The sequence below is a fragment of the Agrobacterium tumefaciens genome (genome assembly GCF_017726655.1).
GTDB lineage: Bacteria > Pseudomonadota > Alphaproteobacteria > Rhizobiales > Rhizobiaceae > Agrobacterium > Agrobacterium tumefaciens_B.
In genome coordinates this window covers 2,674,584-2,697,514 of record NZ_CP072308.1, presented here as the reverse complement: position 1 = coordinate 2,697,514, position 22,931 = coordinate 2,674,584, and the positions used below count along the sequence as shown (strand labels likewise).

The window sequence follows — 22,931 nt, the reverse complement described above, 5'->3', positions numbered from 1 at the left end:
GGCATTATATTGACCAGTTTTAGCGAACTCGGCCTCTCCGAAAAGATTGTTGCCAGCGTTACCCAGCTTGGCTACACGACCCCTACTCCCATTCAGGCAAAGGCCATTCCGCTGCTGCTCGAAGGCCGCGACCTGATCGGCCTCGCACAGACCGGCACCGGCAAGACGGCCGCTTTCGGCCTGCCGATCATCGAAATGCTGATGAAGCAGGCGGACCGCCCGGCAAACCGCACCTGCCGCACGCTGATCCTTGCCCCGACCCGCGAGCTGGTGAACCAGATCGGCGAAAACCTGCGCGCCTTCGTGAAGAAGACGCCGCTGCGGATCAACCAGGTTGTCGGCGGCGCGTCGATCAACAAGCAGCAGCTCCAGCTGGAAAAAGGTACCGACATTCTGGTGGCCACTCCCGGCCGCCTGCTTGATCTCATCGCCCGCAATGCCATTTCGCTCTCCAAGGTCACCTATCTGGTGCTCGATGAAGCCGACCAGATGCTCGACCTCGGCTTCATCCACGATCTGCGCAAGATCTCGAAGATGGTTCCGGCCAAGCGCCAGACGCTGCTCTTCTCCGCCACCATGCCGAAGGCAATCGCCGATCTCGCCCACAGCTACCTGACCGATCCGCTGAAGGTCGAAGTGACCCCGCCCGGCAAGGCAGCCGACAAGGTGGAGCAATATGTCCACTTCGTCGCCGGCAAGAACGACAAGACCGAGCTTCTGAAGAAGTCGCTCAACGAGAACCCGGATGGCCGCGCCATCGTATTCCTGCGCACCAAGCACGGCGCGGAGAAGCTCTACAAGCATCTGGAACATATCGGCTTCAAGGTCGCCTCCATCCACGGCAACAAGAGCCAGGGCCAGCGCGAGCGCGCCCTGAAGGGCTTCAAGGATGGCGAGATCAAGGTTCTGGTCGCAACCGACGTCGCGGCCCGCGGCATCGACATCCCAGCAGTGACGCACGTCTTCAACTACGATCTGCCGGAAGTGCCTGACGCTTATGTTCACCGCATCGGCCGTACCGCCCGTGCCGGCCGCGACGGCATCGCCATTGCTTTCTGCGCACCGGACGAGACCCGCCTGTTGCACGACATCGAAAAGCTGATGAAGATCGATATTCCGGTTGCCTCTGGTGAACGTCCGGCCGGTCTCGCAAGCCCCACGCGCCCCAACAACAACCGCGGCGGACGCAACAATAATGGCGGCCAGCAGCGTGGTCCGCGCGAGGGTGGACGCCATAACGGTGAATCCCGCCCATCGCGTCACCATGCCCCGCGCGAAGCGGACAATGATCTCGAGGTCACGTCCGACTTCAAACGCGTGAAGCAGGCTGAAGGCGACGCAGGCCGCCCGGCCGGCCCGCGCAAGCACCGCCGCCCGGCCCGCAAGCCCGGTGGCAGCGGCGCCAACCGCCACGCACCTGCCGGCGGCAACGGTCAGGAGAAGCGTGCTTCCGGCAACGGCAATCGCGGCCGTAACCGCTAAGTTGCTATGAGGCGCTCGGCGCTGCCGCGCCTTTCTTCTCCCCGCCGGGGAGAAGGTGGTCCGAAGGGTCGGATGAGGGGCCAGCTCTCCATATACTGCTAGCCTCGCCCCCTCATCCCGCTGCCGCGGACTTCTCCCCCTCGGGGAGAAGAAACAAGCGGCTCCCGCTCGGTCTATATGCGGTTGTCGTGCACCCAGGCGCTTTTAAATTTCACCCCGCAAGTCCAGGCTTTGCGGGGTTTTCTTTGTCTTCAACCGCCCTCGGCAACCGGCCGACGTCTTGACGGCAAGGTCATGGCCAGCACGCCTGCGATCACGCAGACCAGCCCCACCCACATGGCTGATGTCGGCACTTCCCCCAGAAACACCATGCCGATGGCAACACCGACCGGCACCCTGAGATAAGCCTGCGAGGTCGTGCCCACCGAGCCCAGCGTCTGCATCAGCCGGAAATAGATCATGAAGGCGAGCGCGGTGGAAAAGACGCTGAGGCACGCAAGTGCCGTCAATGATTCCGCCGAAGGCGACAAGGTCCAGGGTCGGTCAACGATCAGGCTGACGGGAAACAGCAGAACCGCACCGGAGATCAGCGAGCCGGCTGCCGGCATGATCGGATCGAGCCCTTTGAAATTTTTACTGAAAATGGCCGCGCAGGCATAGGAAAACGCTGCGGTCAGCACGGCGAACTGGCTCCATAGCGCGTCGCCCGCTCCATCAAGCGCTTCCATGCCGATGATGAGGCACACGCCCGTCATGCCGGCAATGGTGCCGAACAGCTTGCGCCCGCTCACCGCCTCATGCCGGATGACCAGCGCGGTGAGAAGGAAGGTGAAGATCGGCGTCGTGGCATTGAGAATGACGGCAAGCCCGGCATCGATGCTCTGTTCCGCCCAGGCGATCAGCGTGAAGGGCAGCACGCTGTTGACACAGGCCTGGATGAAGAACAGCCGCCACGTCGCAACATCCGTGGGCAAGCGCAGCCCGCGCAGCCGGATGACCGCGAGAAGCAGCAGACCGGCAATCAGCGTGCGCGATGCGATGAAGGTGATGGGCGGGATGGTCTCCACCCCGATCTTGATGAAGGTGTAGGAAGCGGCCCACAGCGTGGACAGCAGGGCGAGAAACAGCAATTCACGGGCGATGGTGTTCTGGGAGGTCACGGATCAATTTTCCAACTGCATTTAGGAGGAACCGTTCCTAACCCGAAAACAAGCATCAATGCTTCGGCGGCGACCGAAGTTTCTGCCACTTAAAAACACGAGGCCCCGCATGGTTCCAGCCATGCGGGGCCTCAATAAAGATCGGTGATGACAGTCGGCGATCAGGCCCGGCGTTCATCCACGGAGAAAGCGCCCGGACCGGCCGCAAAAAGATAAAGGAAGATGAAGCAGAACAGGATAGCCGCATCGCCGCCGTTGAGCGCTGGGAAGAAGCTCTTCGGCCCATGTGCGATGAAATAGGCGACCGCCATCTGGCCGGACAGGATGAAGGCGACCGGACGCGTGAAAAGGCCGATCAGCACCAGAATTCCGCCGACGAATTCCAGAAGCGCCGCCACCAGCAGCATGGTCGGCAGAGAGCCCTCCATCTGCGATGCCGGAAAACCGAACAGCTTCTGCGTTCCGTGCGAAATGAAAAGCAGCGCTGTCATGATGCGCAGCGCGCCGAGCGCCTGCGGGCGATAACGCGAGAGAGAGTCGAACATTGCCATTTTAATGTGTCCCCGTTGAAGTGGTGAAGCGCCGTCGACGGCGCGATGGCACGTTTATGGATACACCTCCGGCATAGCGGAAATCACGTTTCCGATATTGCAGAATTACCTAAAATACGCAAACCCCGATTTTCTACAAATAGTTGATTTGACCGTAGAAAACTTACTTGCAGTCCGAAAAATCAACTCAGAGCTTCAGACATTTTTTCTGATCGCGAGGGCGGAAAATCCGCCCCTGATCAGGCCTGCAGCACAACCACCTTCGAGCCCACGGGCACGCGGCTATAGAGGTCGATGATATCATGGTTCAGCATGCGGATGCAGCCGCTCGACATGGCATGGCCGATGGACTGCGGCTGGTTGGTGCCATGCAGGCGGAACATGGTGTCGTTGCCGCCGCGATAAAGATAAAGCGCACGCGCACCGAGCGGATTGTTCGGGCCACCGGGCATGCCGGCTGCGAATTTGAGATTGCGTGGATCGCGGCGCATCATGTTGGCAGTCGGCGTCCAGGACGGCCATTCCGCCTTGCGGCCGATATAGGCATCACCCTTGAGCGCGAGACCCTGTCGGCCAACGCCGACGCCATAGCGCATGGCGCGCCCGTCACCCAGAACGTAATAAAGCCGACGCGCCGGTGTGTCGACCACGACGGTGCCAGCCGGGTGGTGCGTCTCGTACGCCACTTCCTGACGGCGCAGCTCCGGCTTGACCTTGTCGAGGTGCATGGCGGGCAGCGGAAATTTCTCTTCCGGCTTCGCCGCATAATTAAGCCTTTGCTCACCCATCCCGGTATGCGCGCAACCAGCCAGAAACAGCGGTAATCCGAACAGAACACCACGACGTGAAATAGACATGTAACCCCCGGCAAATCATGTGATTAACGAGAGGTATAATTTTATGGTTAACAAACCTCTAATATGAGGTTGTGGGAATTAACGCGCTGCAACCGTCCCCGACGGTTTGCGGTTGGTCAGGTAGACCCCGGTGACCGCAAGGACCGTGCCGGCGATCATGGCCGGTGTCAGGGTTTCTCCAAACAGAAGGGCTGCTTCCACCGCCGCAAGCGGTGGTACGAGATAGATCAGCGAGGCGGCGCGCGAGACCTGCCCACGCCGTATCAAATAAAGAAGCAGCGCAACCGCACCGATGGATATGGCACCCACCGACCAGGCAAGCGTCGCGGCAAGACCAAAGCTCCAGTCTATGTGGCCATCCTCCAAAAGCAGGGCAAACGGCACCGTCACCAGCAGCGCCCCGACATATTGCAGCGTAGCAATCGCCATGATGTTTCCGCCCTGGACATATTTCTTCTGATAGAGCGTTGCGAATGTGACCGAAGTCATGCCCAGCACATTGACCGCCACGGCGTAGAGCGGCACAGACAGGCCCGTCGAACCACCCGCCATGACCTTTGGCAGGACCGCTATGGTAATGCCGGCAAAGCCGATGACCAGGCCCGCGCGTTGCAGCGGCGAGATTTTTTCGGCGATCATGAAGCGGGCGGCGACTGCCGTCATCAACGGCTGCAGCCCGGCAATGATCCCGCCGATCGCCGCCGGAACACCCTGGCCAATCGCCCACCAGATCATTCCAAGGTAAAGGCCGTGCAGGAAGACACCGGACAGGATTGCCCGAAAGACCTCCGTCCATGTCCGCGGCCATGGAATGGAAGAGACCCAGCAGATGAACCACAGCAGCAGCCCGGCAAGCAGATACCGCAGACAGAGGAAGGTCAGTGGCCCGGTATAATAGACGGCATATTTCGCGGTGACCCAACCGGTCGACCAGAGAAAGACGAAGATGGCCGGGGCCAGACGGTCGAGCGACATGGTAACTCCCCCTCAGCCGCGTCGTGGCCATAACCGGAAGTGGTGCGGGACAGGCGGCGTACAAGAATTTTCGATTATGCAGGCCGGCGAATGATCGAGCCGTGGTTCATCATGGCGGTATAAGCAACGCGGCAAAAGGTCAAAGGTGTTTTAGTCATCGCATCTTTCAGATTTTCTGATGCGACCTTCGAGATGAATCAGACAAAAGCGACCGACCAAATTTTATGCATTCGCACACGGCACACACAGCTTTGTCACCGCGATCGCCGCTTCCTTTCACGCAACGAATTTGTCTATGCCGCATTTATAGGCTGAAGCTAAAAAAACGCTTCTTTTTTAAAACTCTAGAGTGACGAAAAATCTTCTAGGGCAGCCCCGCATAGTTCTTGCATTGCATTTCCCGTTGTATTCATATGGCAAAAAAGGGGACATCGAAGTTGGCATTTGACGAAATGATAAATGCGGACGACACGCCGCGAAGCCCATATGAAAACTACAACGAATGGTACAGCCGGCAGGACAGGGCGCACCTGATCCAGAAGTCAAAAGACGCTGAAAACATCTTCCGAAAAACCGGTATTACTTTCGCGGTCTATGGCCACGCCGACAGTTCAGAAAAACTGATACCCTTCGATATCATTCCACGCATCATCTCCGGCCGTGAGTGGCGCAAACTGGCCCAGGGCATCGAACAGCGGGTTCTCGCCCTCAATGCTTTCCTCGATGATATCTACCACAAGCAGGAAATCATCCGCGCCGGTCGCATTCCCCGGGAGATCATCGAGAAGAACGAAGCCTTCCTGCCCGAAATGATCGGTTTCACGCCGCCCGGCGGCGTCTACACCCATATCGTTGGCACCGATATCGTCCGTACCGGCGAAGACCAGTTTTATGTTCTGGAAGACAATGCCCGCACGCCGTCAGGTGTCAGCTACATGCTGGAAAACCGCGAAACGATGATGCAGATGTTCCCGGAGCTCTTCCACGAAAACCGCGTGCGGCGGGTGGAGGATTATCCCTATCTGCTGCGCCAGTCGCTTGCTTCACTGGCCCCGCCCGGCTGCACCGGCAGACCACGCGTCGCGGTACTGACCCCCGGCATCTACAATTCCGCCTACTACGAGCACTCGTTCCTCGCCGACATGATGGGTGTGGAGCTGGTGGAAGGTTCCGACCTGCGTGTCATGGACGGCAAGGTCAAGATGCGAACGACACGCGGTTATGAGGCGATCGACGTTCTCTACCGCCGCGTCGACGACGACTTCCTCGACCCGTTGACGTTCCGGCCGGATTCGGCGCTTGGCGTTCCCGGCATCATGGATGTCTATCGCGCCGGCAACATCACCATCGCCAATGCCCCCGGCACCGGCATTTCCGACGACAAGGCGATCTATTCCTACATGCCCGAGATCGTCGAATTTTATACCGGCCGCAAGCCGCTCCTGGAAAACGTGCCAACTTGGCGCTGTTCCGAGCCCGACAGCCTGAAATACGTTCTCGACAACCTCGCCGAACTCGTCGTCAAGGAGGTCCACGGTTCAGGCGGTTACGGCATGCTGGTCGGCCCGACCGCGACCAAACGCGAGCGCGCGCTGTTTGCCGACAAGCTGCGGGCTCGCCCTTCGAATTACATTGCGCAGCCGACGCTGTCGCTCTCCACCGTGCCGATCATGGTGAAAAACGGCATTGCGCCGCGCCATGTCGACCTGCGCCCCTACGTGCTTGTTTCGGACAAGGTGCAGATCATCCCCGGCGGCCTGACCCGCGTTGCCCTCAAGAAGGGTTCGCTGGTGGTCAATTCCAGCCAGGGCGGCGGCACCAAGGATACGTGGGTACTGGAGGACTAAGCCATGCTGGGCAGAACGGCAAACGGGCTCTACTGGATGTTCCGGTATATCGAGCGCGCTGAAAACATCGCCCGGCTGATCGATGCGGGCCTGCGCGTTTCCCTGACGCGCTCGGGCAGCGGCGACGAGGACTGGGACGGCGTGTTGCAGAGCGCGGGCGTTCACGAAGCTTTTCTCGAAACACATGAGAAGGTGACGACGGCCAATGCGATCGATTACCTCTTGCGGGACAAGGCCAACCCGTCGAGCGTCATGTCCTGCATCGAAGCGGGCCGCAACAACGCGCGCATGGTGCGCACGGCACTGACGCGCGAGACGTGGGAAGCCACCAACGAATTCTGGATCGAGCTGAAAAACATCCTCGGCCGCAAGCTCAGCCACGCAGAGCTGCCGCAGACCATCGATGTGATCAAACATCGCGCCGGTCTGGTGCGCGGCGCCTTCCATGGCTCCATGCTGCGCAACGATCTCTATAACTTCTCCCGCATCGGCACCTTCATCGAGCGGGCGGACAACACGGCGCGCATCCTCGACGTCAAATATTACGTGCTGCTGCCGGCCGTGGCGCATGTGGGCTCGTCGCTCGACAATGCGCAATGGGAATCCATCCTGCGCTCGGTCTCGGCCCACCGTTCCTATGGCTGGGTCTATGATGCGGAATACAAGCCGGCCAATATCGCCGACTTTCTCATCCTCAACGGCCGCATGCCGCGTTCGCTCGCCTATTGTTACGAAAAGATCGCCAGCAACCTCAATTACATTGCCGACGACTACAGCGAGAGGCACAAGGCGCACGACACGGCCGAGAGCATTCGCGACAGCCTGCGCACGACCACCATCGCCAGGGTGATGGACGAGGGGCTGCATGAGTTCCTGGAAAGGTTCGTGCACCGCAACGGGCAACTGGGACAGGAAATAACGGAAGGCTACCGCTTCTATCAATAAGCGCGTGGACGGGGACAGCTGATGCGTCTGAAAATCACCCATACGACGGACTATGTCTATGACGAGCCGATGCCCTATGCGTTGCAGCGGCTGCGCCTGACGCCGCAGACCGGCTCAAGCCAGACGGTGGAGGACTGGGATGTCTCCGTCGATGGTGCGACCGTGGAAGTGACCTATGACGACCATTTCGGCAATCGCGTCGCACTGGTGGAAACCGAAGGGCCGCAAAAGCGGGTGAAGGTGGTGGCGACCGGCACTGTCAGCACACAGGATAAGGCAGGCGTGTTCGGTTACCACATCGGCAGCGCGCCGCTATGGCTTTTCCTGCGGGAAACGCCGCGTACCAAACCCGGAAAACTGGTGCGCGAACTGGTGAAGGTGAGCGCCGGCGAGAGCGAGCTTGCCCGCCTCCACAATCTCATGGAGACCATCCACGGCAAGGTGGAATATGTGCCCGGCGCGACCGATATCGAAACCACGGCCGAAGCGGCGCTGGAAGCCGGCAAGGGCGTCTGCCAGGACCACGCCCATATTCTCATTTCCGCCGCCCGTCAGATGGGCCTGCCAGCGCGCTATGTGTCCGGTTATCTGATGACGGACGAGGTTGAGGAACAGACCGCCACCCACGCCTGGGCCGAGGTGCACCTACAGGGCCTCGGATGGGTCGGCTTCGACGCCGCCAACAATATCTGCCCCGACGACCGTTATGTCCGCATCGCGTCCGGCCTTTGCTATCGCGATTGCGCGCCGATATCGGGCATGCGCATTGGCCCGGCCGGTGAGACGCTCAGCGTCTCCGTGACCGTGCAACAATCGCAGAGCCAGAGCCAGTCGCAAAGCTGACATCATGGTTGCCAAGGACGACGATACCATCGTTTTCTATACCGACAACGCAACCGCCTATACCACACGCGGACAGGTGGCAGACCGCCAGCATCTGGAGACATTCCTGTCGCAGTTGCAAACGGGCGCCAGCATCCTCGAGCTAGGATGCGGCGGCGGGCAGGACAGCGAATACATGCTGGCAGCCGGTTTCGATGTGCACCCGACCGATGGAACGCCCGACATCGCCAAAGCGGCGGAAACCCGGCTCGGCATTCCTGTCAGAACGTTGCTGTTCGAAGATCTCGATGAGGTCGGGCGCTATCATGGCATCTGGGCCAATGCCTGCCTGCTGCACGTGCCCCGCCCTGCCCTGCCGGGCATCATCGGCCGCATCCACACCGCGCTGAAACCGGGCGGAATCTTTTACGCGAGCTTCAAGGCCGGGGAGGCTGAAGGGCGCGATACGTTCGGCCGCTATTACAATTATCCGTCGAGCTCATGGCTGGAGGAGCTTTATGGGCGATATGACTGGACGGGCGTAGAGATCGAAGCCCGACAGGGAAGCGGTTACGACAAGCTGCCGACAGACTGGCTGCATGTCACGGCCAAAAAGCGCTGACCAACCGCCACAAGTTGACGGTTGCAAAAGGGTGCTGCACCCGTTTTAATCGCCGTTCTCAGTTGAAGGCATGATCCGGTTTACCCTTTTGGGACAAACCGGCCGGGAGACGGCGTTGTACAGCATTTCCGACTATCGCGACTGCCTGTCGCATGGACCCATCATAGCAGAAAGGGTCTGGACGGCCTGGTGGCAGGGTAGCGGCCTGAAGATGGGCGATGTCATCGAGCACCTCAAAGAGATGACCAATCCTCACGCCCTACCCACCGGCTTTGTCGCCCATGATGGCGACGCCTATGTCGGCTCCGCCTTTCTCATTCATTCCGATCTCGAGGAACGCCCGCAATATCTTCCCTGGGTCGCCGCGCTCTGGGTGGAAGAAGGCCGCCGCCGCTCAGGCGTGGCGCGCGCCCTGATGCAGGCCGCAACAAAGAGGGCCGCCGAACTCGGTTACGACACGGCCTACCTCTGCTGCGAGGCAGGGCTTGAGGACTATTACATCAACTGCGGCTGGAGCATCCTCGAACGGGGCGTCGGCCAGCACGATCTGACCGTGCTGACCTACAAGACGTGAGGCAGCCGGCCCTTTCCATCATTTGTCACCGCGTCTGAACCATAGGAGGAACCATGCGACCGCCGACAGCCATCATGGAAACCGCGATCTATGTGAATGATCTCGAAGCCGCCGAGGCTTTCTACCGCGATGTCTTTGGGCTGGAGATCATCGGCAAGGTGCCCGGAAGCTTCGTCTTTTTCAGATGCGGGCAGCAGGTACTGCTGGTTTTCGACCCAGAGAAGTCGCGCAAGGCCGATCCCGACAACCCCATTCCCCGCCATGGCACGGCCGGTGCAGGCCACTTCTGCTTTTACGCAAGGGACAAAACGGAGGTAGACGGATGGAAAGCGCACTTCGAAACGCTCAAAATTCCCGTCGAGCACTATCACCGTTGGCCGAATGACAGCTATTCGGTTTATATCCGCGATCCCTCCGGGAACTCTGTGGAAGTGGGAGAAGGCAAGCTCTGGGGATTTTGAATAGGACTGGCCGCAAAGAAGCAGGATACCGTGAAGAATATCTATGTCGTAACTCACCCTCAGTCGGTCCACCATATCGAGAACCGGGTCGGCGGCTGGTATGATACCGGACTGACTCCACATGGCAGGAACGATGCGGAGGCGGCGGCGGAAAGGCTGGCGATGCTGGTCAGCGGCGAACCCGTGGAAATCTTAAGCTCCGACCTGCTTCGTGCCGCGCAGACCGCAGAAATCATCGCGGAACGCTTCGGGCAGCCAATGGAGACCATGCGCGACCTCAGGGAAATGAGTTACGGCGAGGCCGAAGGCATGCCGCAGCAATGGCTCGATGACCGTCAAATCCCGGCACCGCATCATAATCGCCTTGACCATCGCGGCGGCATTGCCAATGGCGAGACACGACGCGAATTTGCCGAAAGGGTCTATCAGGCCGTGGACATGATCATCGCACGGCCGTGTCCCGCGCAGATCATCGTAACCCATGGTTTTGCCCTGACCTTCGTCATCGCGGCATGGATCAAGATGCCGATCGACAGCGCAGGTTATGTCAGCTTCCCGGCGCGCTCCGGCAGCATCACCCATTTGAAGGAAGACGATTACTGGCAAAACCGCGCCGTCGTTTCACTGGCGGATGTTTCGCATCTGCAGGATTTTGCCTCGCGATAGCGACATTTGCTCGTGATCAGTCGACGCAGACAATATGACCTGCGTTTTTCCGGCCCTGATCCGGAAACCAGCCGACGCGCGTCTGCGCGGAGAAAAGACTCTTTTCAGCCTAAAAACTCGGGCTGGCTGGATACCGGCTCAAGGCCGGTATGACGAATAGAGGGAGCAATTGCTCCCTCTATCATTCCCAAAGATCGCCCGTAGATCAGATCTGGCGAACCACGATCTCTTCTTCCGCATCGACCGCCAGCGGGTTCTTCAGCGGCAGGCCGAAACCGGCGGCCTCGATCTCAAACACGTCGCCTTCTTCCGGTTTGATACCTTCGGCGAAGGAAAGCGTTGCCGTGCCGAACATGTGCACATGCACATCGCCAGGCGCACGGAACAGGCCGTATTTGAAGTGGTGATATTCGAGGTTCGCGAAGGTGTGGGACATGTTGTCCTCACCCGAAACGAACGGCTTTTCGAAGATGACCTTGTCGCCGCGACGAATGCGCGAGGTACCACGAATATCGGACGGCGGTGCGCCGACGCGGATTTCGGGGCCGAAACTCGCCGGACGCAGCTTGGAATGGGCAAGGTAAAGATAGTTGATCCGCTCGGTGACGTGATCGGAAAACTCGTTCGACACGGCAAAACCGATACGCACCGCTTCACCCTTGTCGGAAATGACGTAGATACCCGCCATCTCAGGTTCTTCGCCGCCATCAAGCGCGAAGGATGGCGAGGTAAGCGCCGCACCCGGTGCTGCCGCCACATGGCCGTTGCCCTTGTAGAACCACTCAGGCTGCACGCCCTTTTCACCGGCCTTCGGCTTGCCGTTTTCCAGACCCATGCGGAACATCTTCATGGAGTCCGTCAGGCTTTCCTCGGCGGCTTCCGTCGTTTTCTTGTGCATGCTGTCGCGGGTGGCGGCCGAACCGAGATGGGTAAGGCCGGTACCGGTCAGATGGAGATGCGCCGGATCGGGGTGGGTGATCGGCGGCAGGAAGCGACCTTCGGCATACGCCTTTTCAAGATCGACGGCATCGCCCAGGCCGTGCGCCGAAATGACGTCGGCGAGGTTCTTGCCACCATTGGCCGCTTCCATGGCAAGCGCATAAACGGACGCTGCGCCCTTGACTGCGCGTGCCTCTCCGCCTTCTTCGCGAACCGCTACGATGATGTTGCCACTGGCATCTTTGATCTGTGAAATGAGCACGGGATTTCCTTCCTCCGGCGCCAAGCGCCTTTATCTCTTCTACGCGGCGCAATGCGCCTGCATCTTATGAAAGTGGCCGGAAACCGGCCACTTTTTGCACTGCGATAGGGGTGAGCCGATCAGCCCTTGTTTTTGTTGTAGACGTCGAAGAACACGGCGGCGAGCAGCACGAGGCCCTTGACCATCTGCTGGAAGTCGATGCCGAGGCCGACGATCGACATGCCGTTATTCATCACGCCCATGATGAAGGCGCCGATGACCGCACCGGTGATCTTGCCAACGCCGCCGGATGCCGAAGCGCCGCCGATGAAGCAGGCCGCGATCACGTCAAGCTCGAAGCCCACGCCGGCCTTCGGCGTTGCCGAGTTGAGGCGGGTCGCGATGATCATGCCGGCGAGACCTGCAAGCACGCCCATGTTGACGAAAGTCAGGAAGCTCAGGCGTTCGGTATTGATACCGGAAAGCTTGGTCGCCTTCTCGTTGCCGCCCATGGCGTAGACGCGGCGGCCGATGGTCGTGCGGCGCGTCACGAAGCTGTAGAGCGCGATCAGCACCAGCATCACGATCAGCACGTTGGGCAGACCGCGATAGGTGGAAAGCTGATAGCCGAGGAAGAGGATGGCAGCAGCGATGACCAGATGCTGGACGACGAAGAAGCCAAAAGGTTCGACATCGATGCCGTGCTTCACATTCACGACGCGGCGGCGCCAAGCGAGATAGAAGAGCACGACGGGGATAAGCACGGTCAGGATCATCGAGGTCGTGTTCAAACCTTCGATGCCGCCGATATCGGGCAGGAACCCGGTGCTGATGATCTGGAAATCGGTCGGGAACGGGCCGATATTCTTGCCGCCGAGCACGAAGAGCGTGAGGCCGCGGAACACCAGCATGCCCGCCAGCGTCACGATGAAGGACGGAATGCGGTGATAGGCGATCCAGTAACCCTGGGCAGCACCGATGATACCGCCGATGACGAGGCAAATCAGCGCCGCCAGAAATGGGTTCATGCCCCATTGCACTGTCAATATGGCCGCGATCGCGCCGACGAAGGCAACGATGGAGCCGACCGAAAGGTCGATATGCCCCGCCACGATGACCAGCAGCATGCCCAGCGCCATGATGACGATGAAGGAGTTCTGCAGGATGAGGTTGGTCAGGTTCACAGGGCGGAACAGGATACCGCCGGTGTAGAACTGGAAGAAAACCATGATGGCGACGAGCGCGATCAGCATGCCGTATTCGCGGATGTTGGAGCGAATATACGACCCGACCGAGATGACGTTACTTTCTTCGTTTGTGGTGTTTGCCGAACTCATGAGTTCTTCTCCCCTGAGCGCATGATAGCGCGCATGATGCTTTCCTGGCTCGCCTCTGCCTTCGGCAATTCAGCGACGATGCGGCCTTCGTTCATGACGTAGATGCGGTCGCAATTGCCGAGCAGTTCGGGCATTTCCGATGAGATCATCAGAACGCCTTTACCTTCGGCAGCGAGCTGGTTGATGATGGTGTAGATTTCGTATTTCGCGCCGACATCGATACCGCGGGTCGGTTCATCGAGGATCAGCACGTCAGGATTGGAGAACAGCCACTTGGACAGCACGACCTTCTGCTGGTTGCCGCCCGAGAGGTTGACTGTTTCCTGGAAAATGCCCGAAGACCGGATGCGCAGGCGCGTGCGGAAATCGCTCGCCACCTTCATTTCCTTGATATCGTCGATGACGCTGGCATTCGAGACGCCGGCGAGATTGGCCAGCGTGGTGTTGTGCAGGATATTGTCGTTGAGCACGAGACCAAGATGTTTGCGGTCTTCCGTCACATAGGCGAGACCTGCATCGATCGCCTTGCGCACGGTGCTCACATCCACCGGCTTGCCGTGGAGCAAAACGTCGCCGCTGATCTTGTGGCCGTAGGACTTGCCGAACACGCTCATCGCAAATTCGGTGCGCCCTGCGCCCATCAGGCCGGCGATACCGACGACTTCGCCCTTGCGCACGGTAATGTTGATGTCGTGCAGAACCTGGCGGTCACGATGCTGCTGGTGATAGGCATTCCAGTTCTTCACTTCGAGAATGGTCTCGCCGATCGGCACGTCGCGCGGCGGATAACGATCCTCGAGATCGCGTCCCACCATGTTGCGGATGATCACATCCTCACTGATTTCTTCCTTGTGACAGTCGAGCGTCTTCACGGTCATGCCGTCACGCAGCACGGTGATCTGGTCGGCCACCTTGCGCACTTCGTTCAGCTTGTGGGTGATGATGATCGACGTCATGCCCTGCTTGCGGAATTCCATCAGCAGGTTCAGCAGCGCCTCGGAATCGCTTTCGTTGAGCGATGCCGTCGGCTCGTCGAGGATGAGCAGCTTCACGCTCTTCGACAGCGCCTTGGCGATTTCGACCAGCTGCTGCTTGCCCACGCCGATATCCGTGATCAGCGTCTCCGGCGATTCCTTCAGACCCACCTTCTTCAGGAGTTCGCGGGTCCGGTTGAAGGTCTGCTGCCAGCTGATGACGCCGTTCGAGGCGACTTCGTTTCCAAGGAAGATGTTTTCCGCAATCGACAGAAGCGGCACGAGCGCCAGCTCCTGGTGAATGATGATGATACCAATATCTTCGCTGTCGTTGATGGCGCGAAAGTTTCTGACGGCGCCTTCATAATGGATTTCGCCCTCATAGGAGCCGGCGGGGTAAACACCGGAAAGGACCTTCATCAGGGTCGACTTTCCCGCGCCGTTCTCACCGACGAGTGCGTGGATCTCACCCTCTTTCACCTTGAGGTTAACGTTCTCAAGCGCTTTCACGCCCGGAAACGTCTTGGTGATGTTCCGCATTTCGAGAATGGTATTGGCCATATCGCAATCCAGCGCCCGATTAGTTCAGGCGTTTTTATTTTTATGGAAAAACGGGGATGACGCCAAGCCATCCCCGCATGTGTCTTCAGCTTATTTCAGCTGGTCTTCCTTGTAGTAACCGCCATCGACGAGAACCTGCTTGTAGTTCTCCTTGGTCACGGCAACAGGCTTCAGGAGGTAGGACGGAACGACCTTGACGCCATTTTCATAGGTCTTGGTGTCGTTCACTTCCGGTTCCTTGCCTTCCATGACAGCGTTGACCATGTTCACGGTCACCTTGGCGAGTTCGCGGGTGTCCTTGAAGATGGTGGAGTACTGCTCGCCGGCAATGATCGACTTCACGGAAGGAACCTCAGCGTCCTGACCGGAAACGACCGGCAGCGGCTGCTCCTTCGTGCCATAGCCTACGCCCTTGAGCGAGGAGATGATGCCGATGGACAGACCGTCGTAAGGCGACAGAACAGCGTCAACCTTGGCATCGGTGTAATAGGCCGAGAGAAGGTTATCCATGCGGGCCTGGGCCGTTGCCGGATCCCAACGCAGCGTGCCGACCTTGTCCATGCCGGTCTGGCCGGACTTCACGACCAGCTTGCCGCTGTCGATGTAAGGCTGGAGAACCGACATTGCGCCATCATAGAAGAAGAAGGCGTTGTTGTCGTCCGGGGAGCCGCCGAACAGTTCGATGTTGAACGGACCCTTGCCGTCCTTCAGACCAAGCTTGTCAACGATCGAAGTCGCCTGCAGAACGCCAACCTGGAAGTTGTCGAAGGTGGCGTAGTAGCTGACGTCGCCGCTGTTGCGGATCAGGCGGTCATAAGCGATGACCTTGATGCCCTGCTGTCCAGCCTGCTTCAGAACGTCCGACAGCGTGGTGCCATCGATCGATGCGATCACGAGGACCTTGACGCCCTTGGTAACCATGTTTTCGATCTGGGAAAGCTGGTTCGGAATATCGTCGTCAGCATACTGCAGGTCGGTGGTGTAACCGGCTTCCTGAAGCTGCTTCACGATGTTGTTGCCGTCGTCGATCCAGCGTGCGGACGATTTGGTCGGCATTGCGATACCGACGGAACCCTTGTCCTGTGCGAAAACCGGCGCTGCGAAAGAAGCAGCACCGATGGCACAAGCTGCCATCAGCGAAATAATGGACTTCATAAACTCTCTCCCTTGAGCCCTTCTATGGCGTCCGCTGCTGCGGTGCACCATGAAATTCATGCCGTCAGAGGAAGAAGCCGCATTGCGCTCGTTCCTTTTCGCACATGCGAAACGGAACAGCTGCCGCTCCTCCCCGGCATTCCGCAAATTGTTCTGAATCCATATAACTGTCAAATAGAATATATCGGTTTCCATATATCAATTTTGATATATTAAATCGATACAAAAACCGATGAGGGGTATAAACTGCGAATGAGCAACCAAAGAGTGTATGAGCAGGCGCAAACGACGGACGCCCTTTTTGTCTTCGAAGACAACCCTCTTCTGCGGGCTGGATTGAAGATGAGCCACCTGCGCATGCTGGTCATGATAGAGGAGCACGGCCAGGTCAGCGCGGCTGCCGCCGCCATGAACATGACCCAGCCCGCCGCCTCGCGCATGCTCGCGGAAATGGAAGCGATCGTCAAATCACCCCTTTGTCAGAGAGCCTCGCGCGGCGTGGTGCTGACGAAATTCGGCGAGGCTCTGGCGCGTCGGGCCCGCACCATCCTTCTGGAACTGCGCGAAGCGAGCCGCGAACTCAACCAGATGAAATCGGGAAGCGGCGGCTCGGTCTTCATCGGCGCTGTCACCGCACCGGCGATCAGCCTTGTGGTTCCCGCCATAAGGCGCGCCATGGATACCTATCCCGGCATTGAAATCAACGTTCAGGTGGAAAGCAGCAACGTGCTGGCTCGCGAATTACTGGCGGCCCGGCACGATTTTATCATCGGCCGTATCCCTGATGATTTCGATCCGAGCCTTTTCTCCATCCACGAAATCGGCATCGAGCGGGCCTGTCTGGTGGTGCGCCAGGACCATCCACTGCTGTTGCGCGGCGAGCCCGTGACCCTGCAGGACCTCTCCGCCTATGACTGGGTGTTCCAACCGCCGGGCGCGCTGTTGCGCAGAACCATGGAGGATGTGTTCCTGACCCATGGCGTCGCCATGCCGCGTAACGTCATCAACACACCCTCCGTCGTGCTGACGCTCGCTTTGGTCTGCAACACGGATGCCATCGCGCCCATTGCGCAGGACATGGCGGAGTTCGTGGCCGGCCAGCAGGCCGATATCGGCCGAACCCGCATCCTGCCGACGGATTTCGAACTCGTCGTGAAGCCCTATAGCATCATCACCACCAAAGGCAGGGTCCTGCCGCCCAGCGCCCGCCTGCTTTACGATCTGGTGCTGGATGAAAGCCGGAAGCTGACGGGCCTTTGATGGCTGCAAGCCCGGCACCATTTTCATGCGCTAAAAAAGCCGCATCATCCAACCGGCACAGGAAAGCCGCATGCTCTTCGGACAATCCGTCTTTCAGTCGGTCGTTGAACGGCTGAAGCAGGAGAAAGAAGAACGGGACGAAAGCCTCGATCAGCGACCGCCTGCCGGCCATCGTATCGCCGGCTTCAGCTCGGGCTTTGTCATCGATACCCATAGCGAGGCGCCACCGGAAAAAAACGGGAATCTCGATGCCTACTTCGCCTTCCTGGCGGAGCCCGCACCGCCGCCGGGGCCAACACCGAAGCCGGAGCCTGAGGCCATGCCGGCGCATCTTGAAAAAACCTCCCTGGCGGACGTCTCCGCGGAACTCGCCATTCAGGACACCGACACGGCTGCCACGCTTGCGGAAAAGCGTCGTGCCTTTGCCCGCCTTAACCACCCCGACCGGGTAAAACCGCAGTTCCGGCACAATGCAACGCAGCGCATGACCGCGGCCAATCTGCTGATCGATCAGGCCATCCGCATGTTACGAACCCGCGAGCATTTCAGGTAAAATCGGCCGCGCAAAAGCAAGAGGTATTGAACGAAGGAAGGGACGCCTCAACCGGCGTCGTTTTTATCGGCTGGCGTGCTGTCGGCAGCGGGAACGTCGGCAACGTCGGCGCTTTTCGCGCTGGCATTTGCCGGCTTGAATTTCACCAACAGTTCGTAAGCGGCGTAGGCGCCGATGCCGGCAACGATGGTCCCCCAGAAAAACTCGCGATTGACGAATTCGATGATTGCCCATGCGGCGCAGAAGCCAACGATGAGCAACCGGACCCACAGCGGCCGGTAAAGCGGATGACTCGTATCGATATTCAGCATGGCGCTCCGTCCCGGACCTTTCCCGTCGATCAGTCAGCACCCCGATCTCCCTTGAGAAGTCGAGATGCGAATGCGTCTTGGCGGTTTCGTAGGAAAATTGCAACGCAATTCGAACCGCAGCCGATCAGGCTGCCGTGAAGTGACGGCTCGGAAGCGATGATTGAGCGGCGACGGTCAGTCGCGCAGACGCCCCAGCAGGGACAGGAGTTGATCGCGTGCTTTTTTGCCGCCGATCCGGTCGATCAGCTTTTCTTCGCGGTCGCGCCAGCTGTCGGAAAGGCGGTCGAGCAAGTCGCTGCCTTCCTCGGTCATGTCGAGGAAATGAACGCGCCTGTCCTCTTCCGACTTGCGGCGGACAAGCAGGCCCTTCTCTTCCATGCTGTCGACGATCGCGACGAAATTTGCTCGCTGGATGCCAAGGGCTTCAGCAACATCGCTCTGCTTGAGGCCCGGATTACCGCCGACAATGACCAGAACGGAAAAATCGGCGGGTCGCAAACCGTGCCCGGCCAGCACTTCGGCAAAATCATTTGCCACGGCAAGTTGAGAGTGTCTCAAGTGATAACTGATCGCCGTCGTCAGCAAGCCGTAGTCAATTCCCGTCATCGCCGCGTCGCCGGAGCTGCCGCGCTCGGCCTTTTCCATCTGCGGCCCGTTGCTATGTGCCAGTCGCAAAGCCATCCGATCCCCCGCCTGATTCGCCTCTCGCATTGCCCGAACTATAGCCGACAACGCCGCAAAACTGTATCCCTAATAAATGTAGATGATACTAATATTGTAGAATAATTTGACAGTTAATGCCCGCTACCGAAAAACGTAAGCGGAATTCACGCGCTCGCCGACAAGAAAAGTATGACTATTTATCAGCTAATTTACAAGAGCAAAAAATGCCTCTGGATCGGCGCTCAAAGGCATTTCCGTGATTGCAATCACCCGACCGCAGGAAAGAGCCGAACCCGCAAATTTCCCCCATAAGATACTACTTATAGGAGAATGAGAAGCTCTGTCGAAAAGACAATACGTCAAATGACCCATCTTGGCACCCGGCGGTCCGCACGCCAGATGCCCAAGAACCACGTCCTCGACTGGCCGCACCGAAAATCCGATCAGCTTTCGTAAATCTTCGATTTTTAGACATTGATGCCGACACCAAGCTAGGGTATGAACCAACCGCTGCACGCGATTCAAGCGTGACCGCTGCACCCGTAGCTCAGCTGGATAGAGTGTTGGATTCCGATTCCAAAGGTCACAGGTTCGAATCCTGTCGGGTGCGCCATATTTCTCAAGGCTTTCACGCATCTTGATGATGCAACGATTGATCTTGGCATCTATAGTAGTCCGGTCTTCTATTTTTCGGATAAAGACGCTGACGACATGTTTCAGGATGCAGCTCAGAAAATTACGCAATGTTCCCAAGCCCTCTCACTCCTTTCTGGAGCAGAAATTTCGGGCATGTATTTTTTGATGCTGCGTAGCATTTCGCACGGCTCTAAACATCCGGGCTTTAAGGAAGAAAGGGAGTGGAGAATTTTTCACACCTACCAACTGGACGAGTTAAAGAAGCTGCGAATGGAGACGGAGGTCATTGCAAGCGTCCCCAACGAATATTGAAATTGTCTTTGGATGGCAGCATACCCGGGATTTCCGTGCCAGAACTCTTGTCAGGAATATTGATTGGGCCGTCTCAGTATCAAAACGAGATTGCCATGGCGCTGCAAGACGAGCTTCTGAGAGCGAAAGTGCCAATTACGAACGACCTAATTCGCTTTTCCCCTATCCCGTTGCGGACTTGAGGAAGGGCATTTCCGCATTACAATTTTCAAAACACCCGAAAATTTGTAAGCGTGCGCGGTTAACGACGCGGCCACAACCGAGCCTTGTTTACCCGTGACCAATTCCGATCACGCGGTGAGGCGAAGCGCGCCGTGTTAGGCACGCTGATTTTTACGCAAAGCTAAACAGCACCTAAAATTTCATGAGTTGGAATTAGCGTTAATTTATCAGCCTTGGTGGTTGCTGCCATGCTTGAACTCACCATCGCTGCGCAGGCCTTCGCCTTCAGGCAAAAAGCCGCAACGCCCTAGTCCAGACAGAAATTGATGTGGGGCATGGTGCTACCCTTTTCAAAAGCCTGAAGATCGAGAGGAAGAAGGCATTGCCGCCACTCCTGTCTGAAACACTCTCTATTTCACGATGCCCAAGACATCATGGCGGGACGTCCAGAGACCTATTTCAAGTGCTTCCAAAAAAACGCGACGCCTCTGGCTGCGTCAAAAAGCCCGGCCGAGGGGCGATGGAAAGCTATTGTTGCGGCGGCCGGCTTGCGATAGCCCTGCCTGTAGGAAAATATCTCGAATAACGGGCTGGAATAATCAAATGATGGACTGGGATTGGGTGGATTTGTTTCCGATCGTCTTCTTTCCGCTGAAGATTATCGTACTGGGTACGGGCATGTACTTCGCCATCAAGTGGCATCACGATCAAGCCAAGAAAGAATCCGGCGGGCGCTAAGCCGCTACCCTGCACGGCTTCCCGCCGGTGCCCTTCCACGCGCGCAGGCGCACCCAGGCTTTCCACGTAGGCAAAATATATGAACTGGCGGGGACGATTCCCCGCCAGTCGACTTTTTGCAGCCCTCAAAACTCCTGCCAGTCGCCCTTCGTGTCGATGGCGGCATTGCCGGAGAATGCAGAGGCAAGCTTGCGGCCAAGGGCGCGGGCCGGAGAGGCAACGGACCTCTCGTTGCCGGTAGTGCGAACCGGTGCGGGCTGGGATTTCACCTGATAGCCGCCGTCCGCCAGCTTGAACTGCGCAAGCAGGTCGTTCAGCGACGCCACTTCCTTGGCGAGGCTATGGCTGGCGGCATTGGTTTCTTCCACCATTGCCGCATTCTTCTGCGTATCCTGGTCCATCTGGTTGACGGCCGTGTTGATCTGCTGCAGGCCGGACGACTGTTCCTGTGCGGATTCCACGATGGAGACCACGTGGCGGTTGATCTCCTGCACTTCCGAAACGATGGTCGCCAGCGCCTTGCCCGTGTCGCCCACCAGTTGCACGCCCTGCTGCACCTGGTCGTTCGACGTGGTGATCAGCGCCTTGATCTCCTTGGCCGCGCTTGCGGAACGCTGCGCAAGCTCGCGCACCTCCTGCGCGACAACGGCAAACCCCTTGCCCGCCTCACCCGCACGCGCCGCTTCCACACCGGCATTCAGCGCTAGAAGATTGGTCTGGAAGGCGATCTCGTCGATCACACCGATGATGTTGGAGATCTCATTGGCGGATTTGGCGATCTGCTCCATCGCAACCACGGCGCGGCGCACCACATCGCCGGATTGCTCCGCACCCGCTTTCGCACGGCTGACGATCTGGCCTGCTTCCTGGGCGCGACGGGTGGAATCGCGCACCGTCGTGGTGATCTCTTCCAGAGCGGCTGCGGTCTCCTCCACGGCGGCGGCCTGCTGTTCGGTGCGCTTGGCAAGATCGTCGGCAGCCGACTTGATCTCGTTGGCTCCGGCGCCGATGCCACCGGCATTCTGCGCAACCCGGGTCAGCGCCGATTGCAGCTTTTCGGCCGACATGTTGAAGTCGTTGCGCACCCCATCGAGCGTCTCGGTGAAAGGCTGGTCGATGCGATAGGAGACGTCACCGTCCGAAAGCTTCGACAGGCCGGCGGCCAGATTATCGACGGCAAATTTGACGTCGGCTGCTTCCTTTGCCTTCTGCTGTTCGCGCGCGATGCGGTCCTTCTCCGACATCGACCGATTGGCTTCGGTCTCCTGTTCGAGGCGAATGCGCTCAATGGCATTCTCGCGGAACACCTGAACCGCCATCGCCATCTGGCCCACTTCGTCCTTGCGATCCATGCCGTCGATTTCGGCCGCTGTGTCACCGGCAGCCAGCGACGCCATCCGCTCCCGCAGCCGGGCAATCGGCGTGGTGATGCCGCGCGAGGCCACGAATAGCGCGAGAATGATGCCGGCGAGGAAGACGGCGCCCACAACCACCAGCGAGGTCAGGATCGTCGAATTGGTCTGATGCGTCAGGTCATCGCTGCCCTCAACGACGCCCTGAGAGAGCTTGTCAACGAACGCCGAGATGGCTGCCGCAGTCGCCGTGATCGATGTATCCGCCTTCCGGAGCTGGGCGGCGGATTCTTCGTTCTTGTCGAGCATTCCAAGCTCAACAGCCTTGTCGGTCATGTCTGTAATTGTCTTTGACTGCGCGATGAAGGCATCCATCGCGGCGGCCTCTTTCGGAAAAACGGCCTTTACCTTGTTGAGGCGCTGTATGAGGAGAGCTTTGCTCTCATTATAGGCCTGCTGGGCGACCTTTATTTCGGGCCCAGCCGCATCATATGCCATGATCTGATAGGCACCGTAAGCGACCGACTGCAGGTTGCGTGTGGCCCGCGCCAGCTCTACCAGTGCAGCACTGTCTTTGGCGATGAAATCCGAATAGGCGTTGTCCGCCTCCTTGTAACGGCTGGCCATGAACGTGGTGGCGGCCAGGCCAACAATGCAAAGCGGCAAAATGAGCGACAGAATTTTAGTGCGGACACTGGCATTTTGAAGAAAGGACACGGGAAACCCTTTAAAAGATGTAGACCGCTCCTTCCCCGTGCCGGAGGTGTTCGGCGAA

At 58.6% G+C, this 22,931-nt stretch carries 23 protein-coding genes and 1 tRNA gene; 13 read left to right on the top strand and 11 right to left on the bottom strand.

All coding sequences use genetic code 11. The annotated features are described in order from the left end of the window. Positions 1-9: 9 nt before the first annotated feature. Positions 10-1,482 (top strand): DEAD/DEAH box helicase, encoded by a 1,473-nt coding sequence (locus AT6N2_RS13200; protein ID WP_063950817.1) that lies wholly within the window; start codon positions 10-12, stop codon positions 1,480-1,482. Between the two features lie 251 nt (positions 1,483-1,733). Here the strand turns inward: AT6N2_RS13200 and AT6N2_RS13195 are convergent, their stop codons facing one another. The 4 genes from AT6N2_RS13195 to AT6N2_RS13180 all read right to left on the bottom strand — a co-directional run bounded on the left by AT6N2_RS13195 (position 1,734) and on the right by AT6N2_RS13180 (position 5,025). Then, the gene (locus tag AT6N2_RS13195) at positions 1,734-2,642 is read right to left on the bottom strand and encodes a DMT family transporter (RefSeq protein WP_209087340.1); all 909 of its coding nucleotides are present in this window, start codon (positions 2,640-2,642) and stop codon (positions 1,734-1,736) included. 161 nt (positions 2,643-2,803) lie between these two features. Beyond that, a complete protein-coding gene (locus tag AT6N2_RS13190; RefSeq protein WP_063950766.1) occupies positions 2,804-3,193 on the bottom strand; it encodes a DoxX family protein in 390 nt (129 codons plus the stop codon). A gap of 239 nt (positions 3,194-3,432) precedes the next feature. Continuing rightward, on the bottom strand, positions 3,433-4,050 hold the full coding sequence (locus AT6N2_RS13185) for a L,D-transpeptidase (RefSeq protein ID WP_063950767.1): 618 nt from the start codon (positions 4,048-4,050) through the stop codon (positions 3,433-3,435). 78 nt (positions 4,051-4,128) lie between these two features. Next, on the bottom strand, positions 4,129-5,025 hold the full coding sequence (locus tag AT6N2_RS13180; protein ID WP_063950768.1) for a DMT family transporter: 897 nt from the start codon (positions 5,023-5,025) through the stop codon (positions 4,129-4,131). A 437-nt stretch (positions 5,026-5,462) separates the two neighbouring features. Here AT6N2_RS13180 and AT6N2_RS13175 point away from each other — a divergent pair, with 437 nt between their 5' ends. The 7 genes from AT6N2_RS13175 (at position 5,463) to AT6N2_RS13145 (ending at position 10,962) form a co-directional block, all read left to right on the top strand. Next, a complete protein-coding gene (locus tag AT6N2_RS13175; RefSeq protein WP_063950769.1) occupies positions 5,463-6,872 on the top strand; it encodes a circularly permuted type 2 ATP-grasp protein in 1,410 nt (469 codons plus the stop codon). 3 nt (positions 6,873-6,875) lie between these two features. Then, the gene (locus tag AT6N2_RS13170; RefSeq protein ID WP_063950770.1) at positions 6,876-7,817 is read left to right on the top strand and encodes an alpha-E domain-containing protein; all 942 of its coding nucleotides are present in this window, start codon (positions 6,876-6,878) and stop codon (positions 7,815-7,817) included. 21 nt (positions 7,818-7,838) lie between these two features. Continuing rightward, a complete protein-coding gene (locus tag AT6N2_RS13165; protein WP_209087338.1) occupies positions 7,839-8,660 on the top strand; it encodes a transglutaminase family protein in 822 nt (273 codons plus the stop codon). Between the two features lie 4 nt (positions 8,661-8,664). Then, entirely contained in the window at positions 8,665-9,261 is a 597-nt protein-coding gene (locus tag AT6N2_RS13160; RefSeq protein ID WP_209087336.1) for a class I SAM-dependent methyltransferase, read from the top strand. Positions 9,262-9,376: 115 nt separating this feature from the next. Beyond that, positions 9,377-9,835, top strand: a complete 459-nt coding sequence (locus tag AT6N2_RS13155; protein ID WP_209087334.1) for a GNAT family N-acetyltransferase — start codon at positions 9,377-9,379, stop codon at positions 9,833-9,835. Positions 9,836-9,888: 53 nt separating this feature from the next. Further along, entirely contained in the window at positions 9,889-10,296 is a 408-nt protein-coding gene (locus AT6N2_RS13150; protein WP_063950774.1) for a VOC family protein, read from the top strand. A gap of 30 nt (positions 10,297-10,326) precedes the next feature. Continuing rightward, a complete protein-coding gene (locus tag AT6N2_RS13145) occupies positions 10,327-10,962 on the top strand; it encodes a histidine phosphatase family protein (RefSeq protein WP_209087332.1) in 636 nt (211 codons plus the stop codon). Between the two features lie 205 nt (positions 10,963-11,167). Here the strand turns inward: AT6N2_RS13145 and araD1 are convergent, their stop codons facing one another. The 4 genes from araD1 to chvE form a co-directional block, all read right to left on the bottom strand. Beyond that, the gene (gene araD1, locus AT6N2_RS13140; RefSeq protein ID WP_209087330.1) at positions 11,168-12,163 is read right to left on the bottom strand and encodes a 2-keto-3-deoxy-L-arabinonate dehydratase AraD1; all 996 of its coding nucleotides are present in this window, start codon (positions 12,161-12,163) and stop codon (positions 11,168-11,170) included. 119 nt (positions 12,164-12,282) lie between these two features. Beyond that, positions 12,283-13,479 (bottom strand): sugar ABC transporter permease GguB, encoded by a 1,197-nt coding sequence (gguB, locus tag AT6N2_RS13135; protein ID WP_063950777.1) that lies wholly within the window; start codon positions 13,477-13,479, stop codon positions 12,283-12,285. Continuing rightward, positions 13,476-15,014: a sugar ABC transporter ATP-binding protein GguA gene (gene gguA / locus AT6N2_RS13130; protein ID WP_063950778.1), complete on the bottom strand. Its 1,539-nt coding sequence runs from the start codon at positions 15,012-15,014 to the stop codon at positions 13,476-13,478. The genes gguB and gguA overlap by 4 nt, the downstream gene beginning before the upstream one ends. 90 nt (positions 15,015-15,104) lie before the next feature. Continuing rightward, entirely contained in the window at positions 15,105-16,169 is a 1,065-nt protein-coding gene (chvE, locus tag AT6N2_RS13125) for a sugar ABC transporter substrate-binding protein ChvE (RefSeq protein WP_063950779.1), read from the bottom strand. 252 nt (positions 16,170-16,421) lie between these two features. Between chvE and AT6N2_RS13120 the strand changes: the two genes are divergently transcribed. Both AT6N2_RS13120 and AT6N2_RS13115 read left to right on the top strand, forming a co-directional pair. Continuing rightward, positions 16,422-17,429, top strand: a complete 1,008-nt coding sequence (locus AT6N2_RS13120; protein ID WP_063950780.1) for a LysR family transcriptional regulator — start codon at positions 16,422-16,424, stop codon at positions 17,427-17,429. A gap of 70 nt (positions 17,430-17,499) precedes the next feature. Then, positions 17,500-17,982, top strand: coding sequence for a hypothetical protein (locus tag AT6N2_RS13115; RefSeq protein ID WP_209087328.1), 483 nt, complete (start codon positions 17,500-17,502; stop codon positions 17,980-17,982). A 47-nt stretch (positions 17,983-18,029) separates the two neighbouring features. Here AT6N2_RS13115 and AT6N2_RS13110 read toward each other — a convergent pair whose 3' ends face one another. Together AT6N2_RS13110 and AT6N2_RS13105 are read right to left on the bottom strand one after the other, a co-directional pair. Beyond that, positions 18,030-18,293, bottom strand: a complete 264-nt coding sequence (locus AT6N2_RS13110) for a hypothetical protein (protein WP_209087326.1) — start codon at positions 18,291-18,293, stop codon at positions 18,030-18,032. 174 nt (positions 18,294-18,467) lie between these two features. Continuing rightward, entirely contained in the window at positions 18,468-18,974 is a 507-nt protein-coding gene (locus tag AT6N2_RS13105; RefSeq protein WP_063950783.1) for a MarR family winged helix-turn-helix transcriptional regulator, read from the bottom strand. Between the two features lie 518 nt (positions 18,975-19,492). On the opposite strand from AT6N2_RS13105, the gene AT6N2_RS13100 reads away from it, so the two are divergent. From AT6N2_RS13100 to AT6N2_RS24350, 3 genes are all read left to right on the top strand, one after another. Then, positions 19,493-19,569, top strand: a tRNA-Arg gene (locus AT6N2_RS13100). A gap of 98 nt (positions 19,570-19,667) precedes the next feature. Then, positions 19,668-19,904, top strand: coding sequence for a hypothetical protein (locus AT6N2_RS13095; RefSeq protein WP_209087324.1), 237 nt, complete (start codon positions 19,668-19,670; stop codon positions 19,902-19,904). A 765-nt stretch (positions 19,905-20,669) separates the two neighbouring features. Further along, on the top strand, positions 20,670-20,804 hold the full coding sequence (locus AT6N2_RS24350) for a hypothetical protein (protein ID WP_256366757.1): 135 nt from the start codon (positions 20,670-20,672) through the stop codon (positions 20,802-20,804). A gap of 125 nt (positions 20,805-20,929) precedes the next feature. Here AT6N2_RS24350 and AT6N2_RS13090 read toward each other — a convergent pair whose 3' ends face one another. Further along, positions 20,930-22,873 (bottom strand): methyl-accepting chemotaxis protein, encoded by a 1,944-nt coding sequence (locus tag AT6N2_RS13090; protein WP_209087323.1) that lies wholly within the window; start codon positions 22,871-22,873, stop codon positions 20,930-20,932. Between the last annotated feature and the right edge of the window lie 58 nt (positions 22,874-22,931).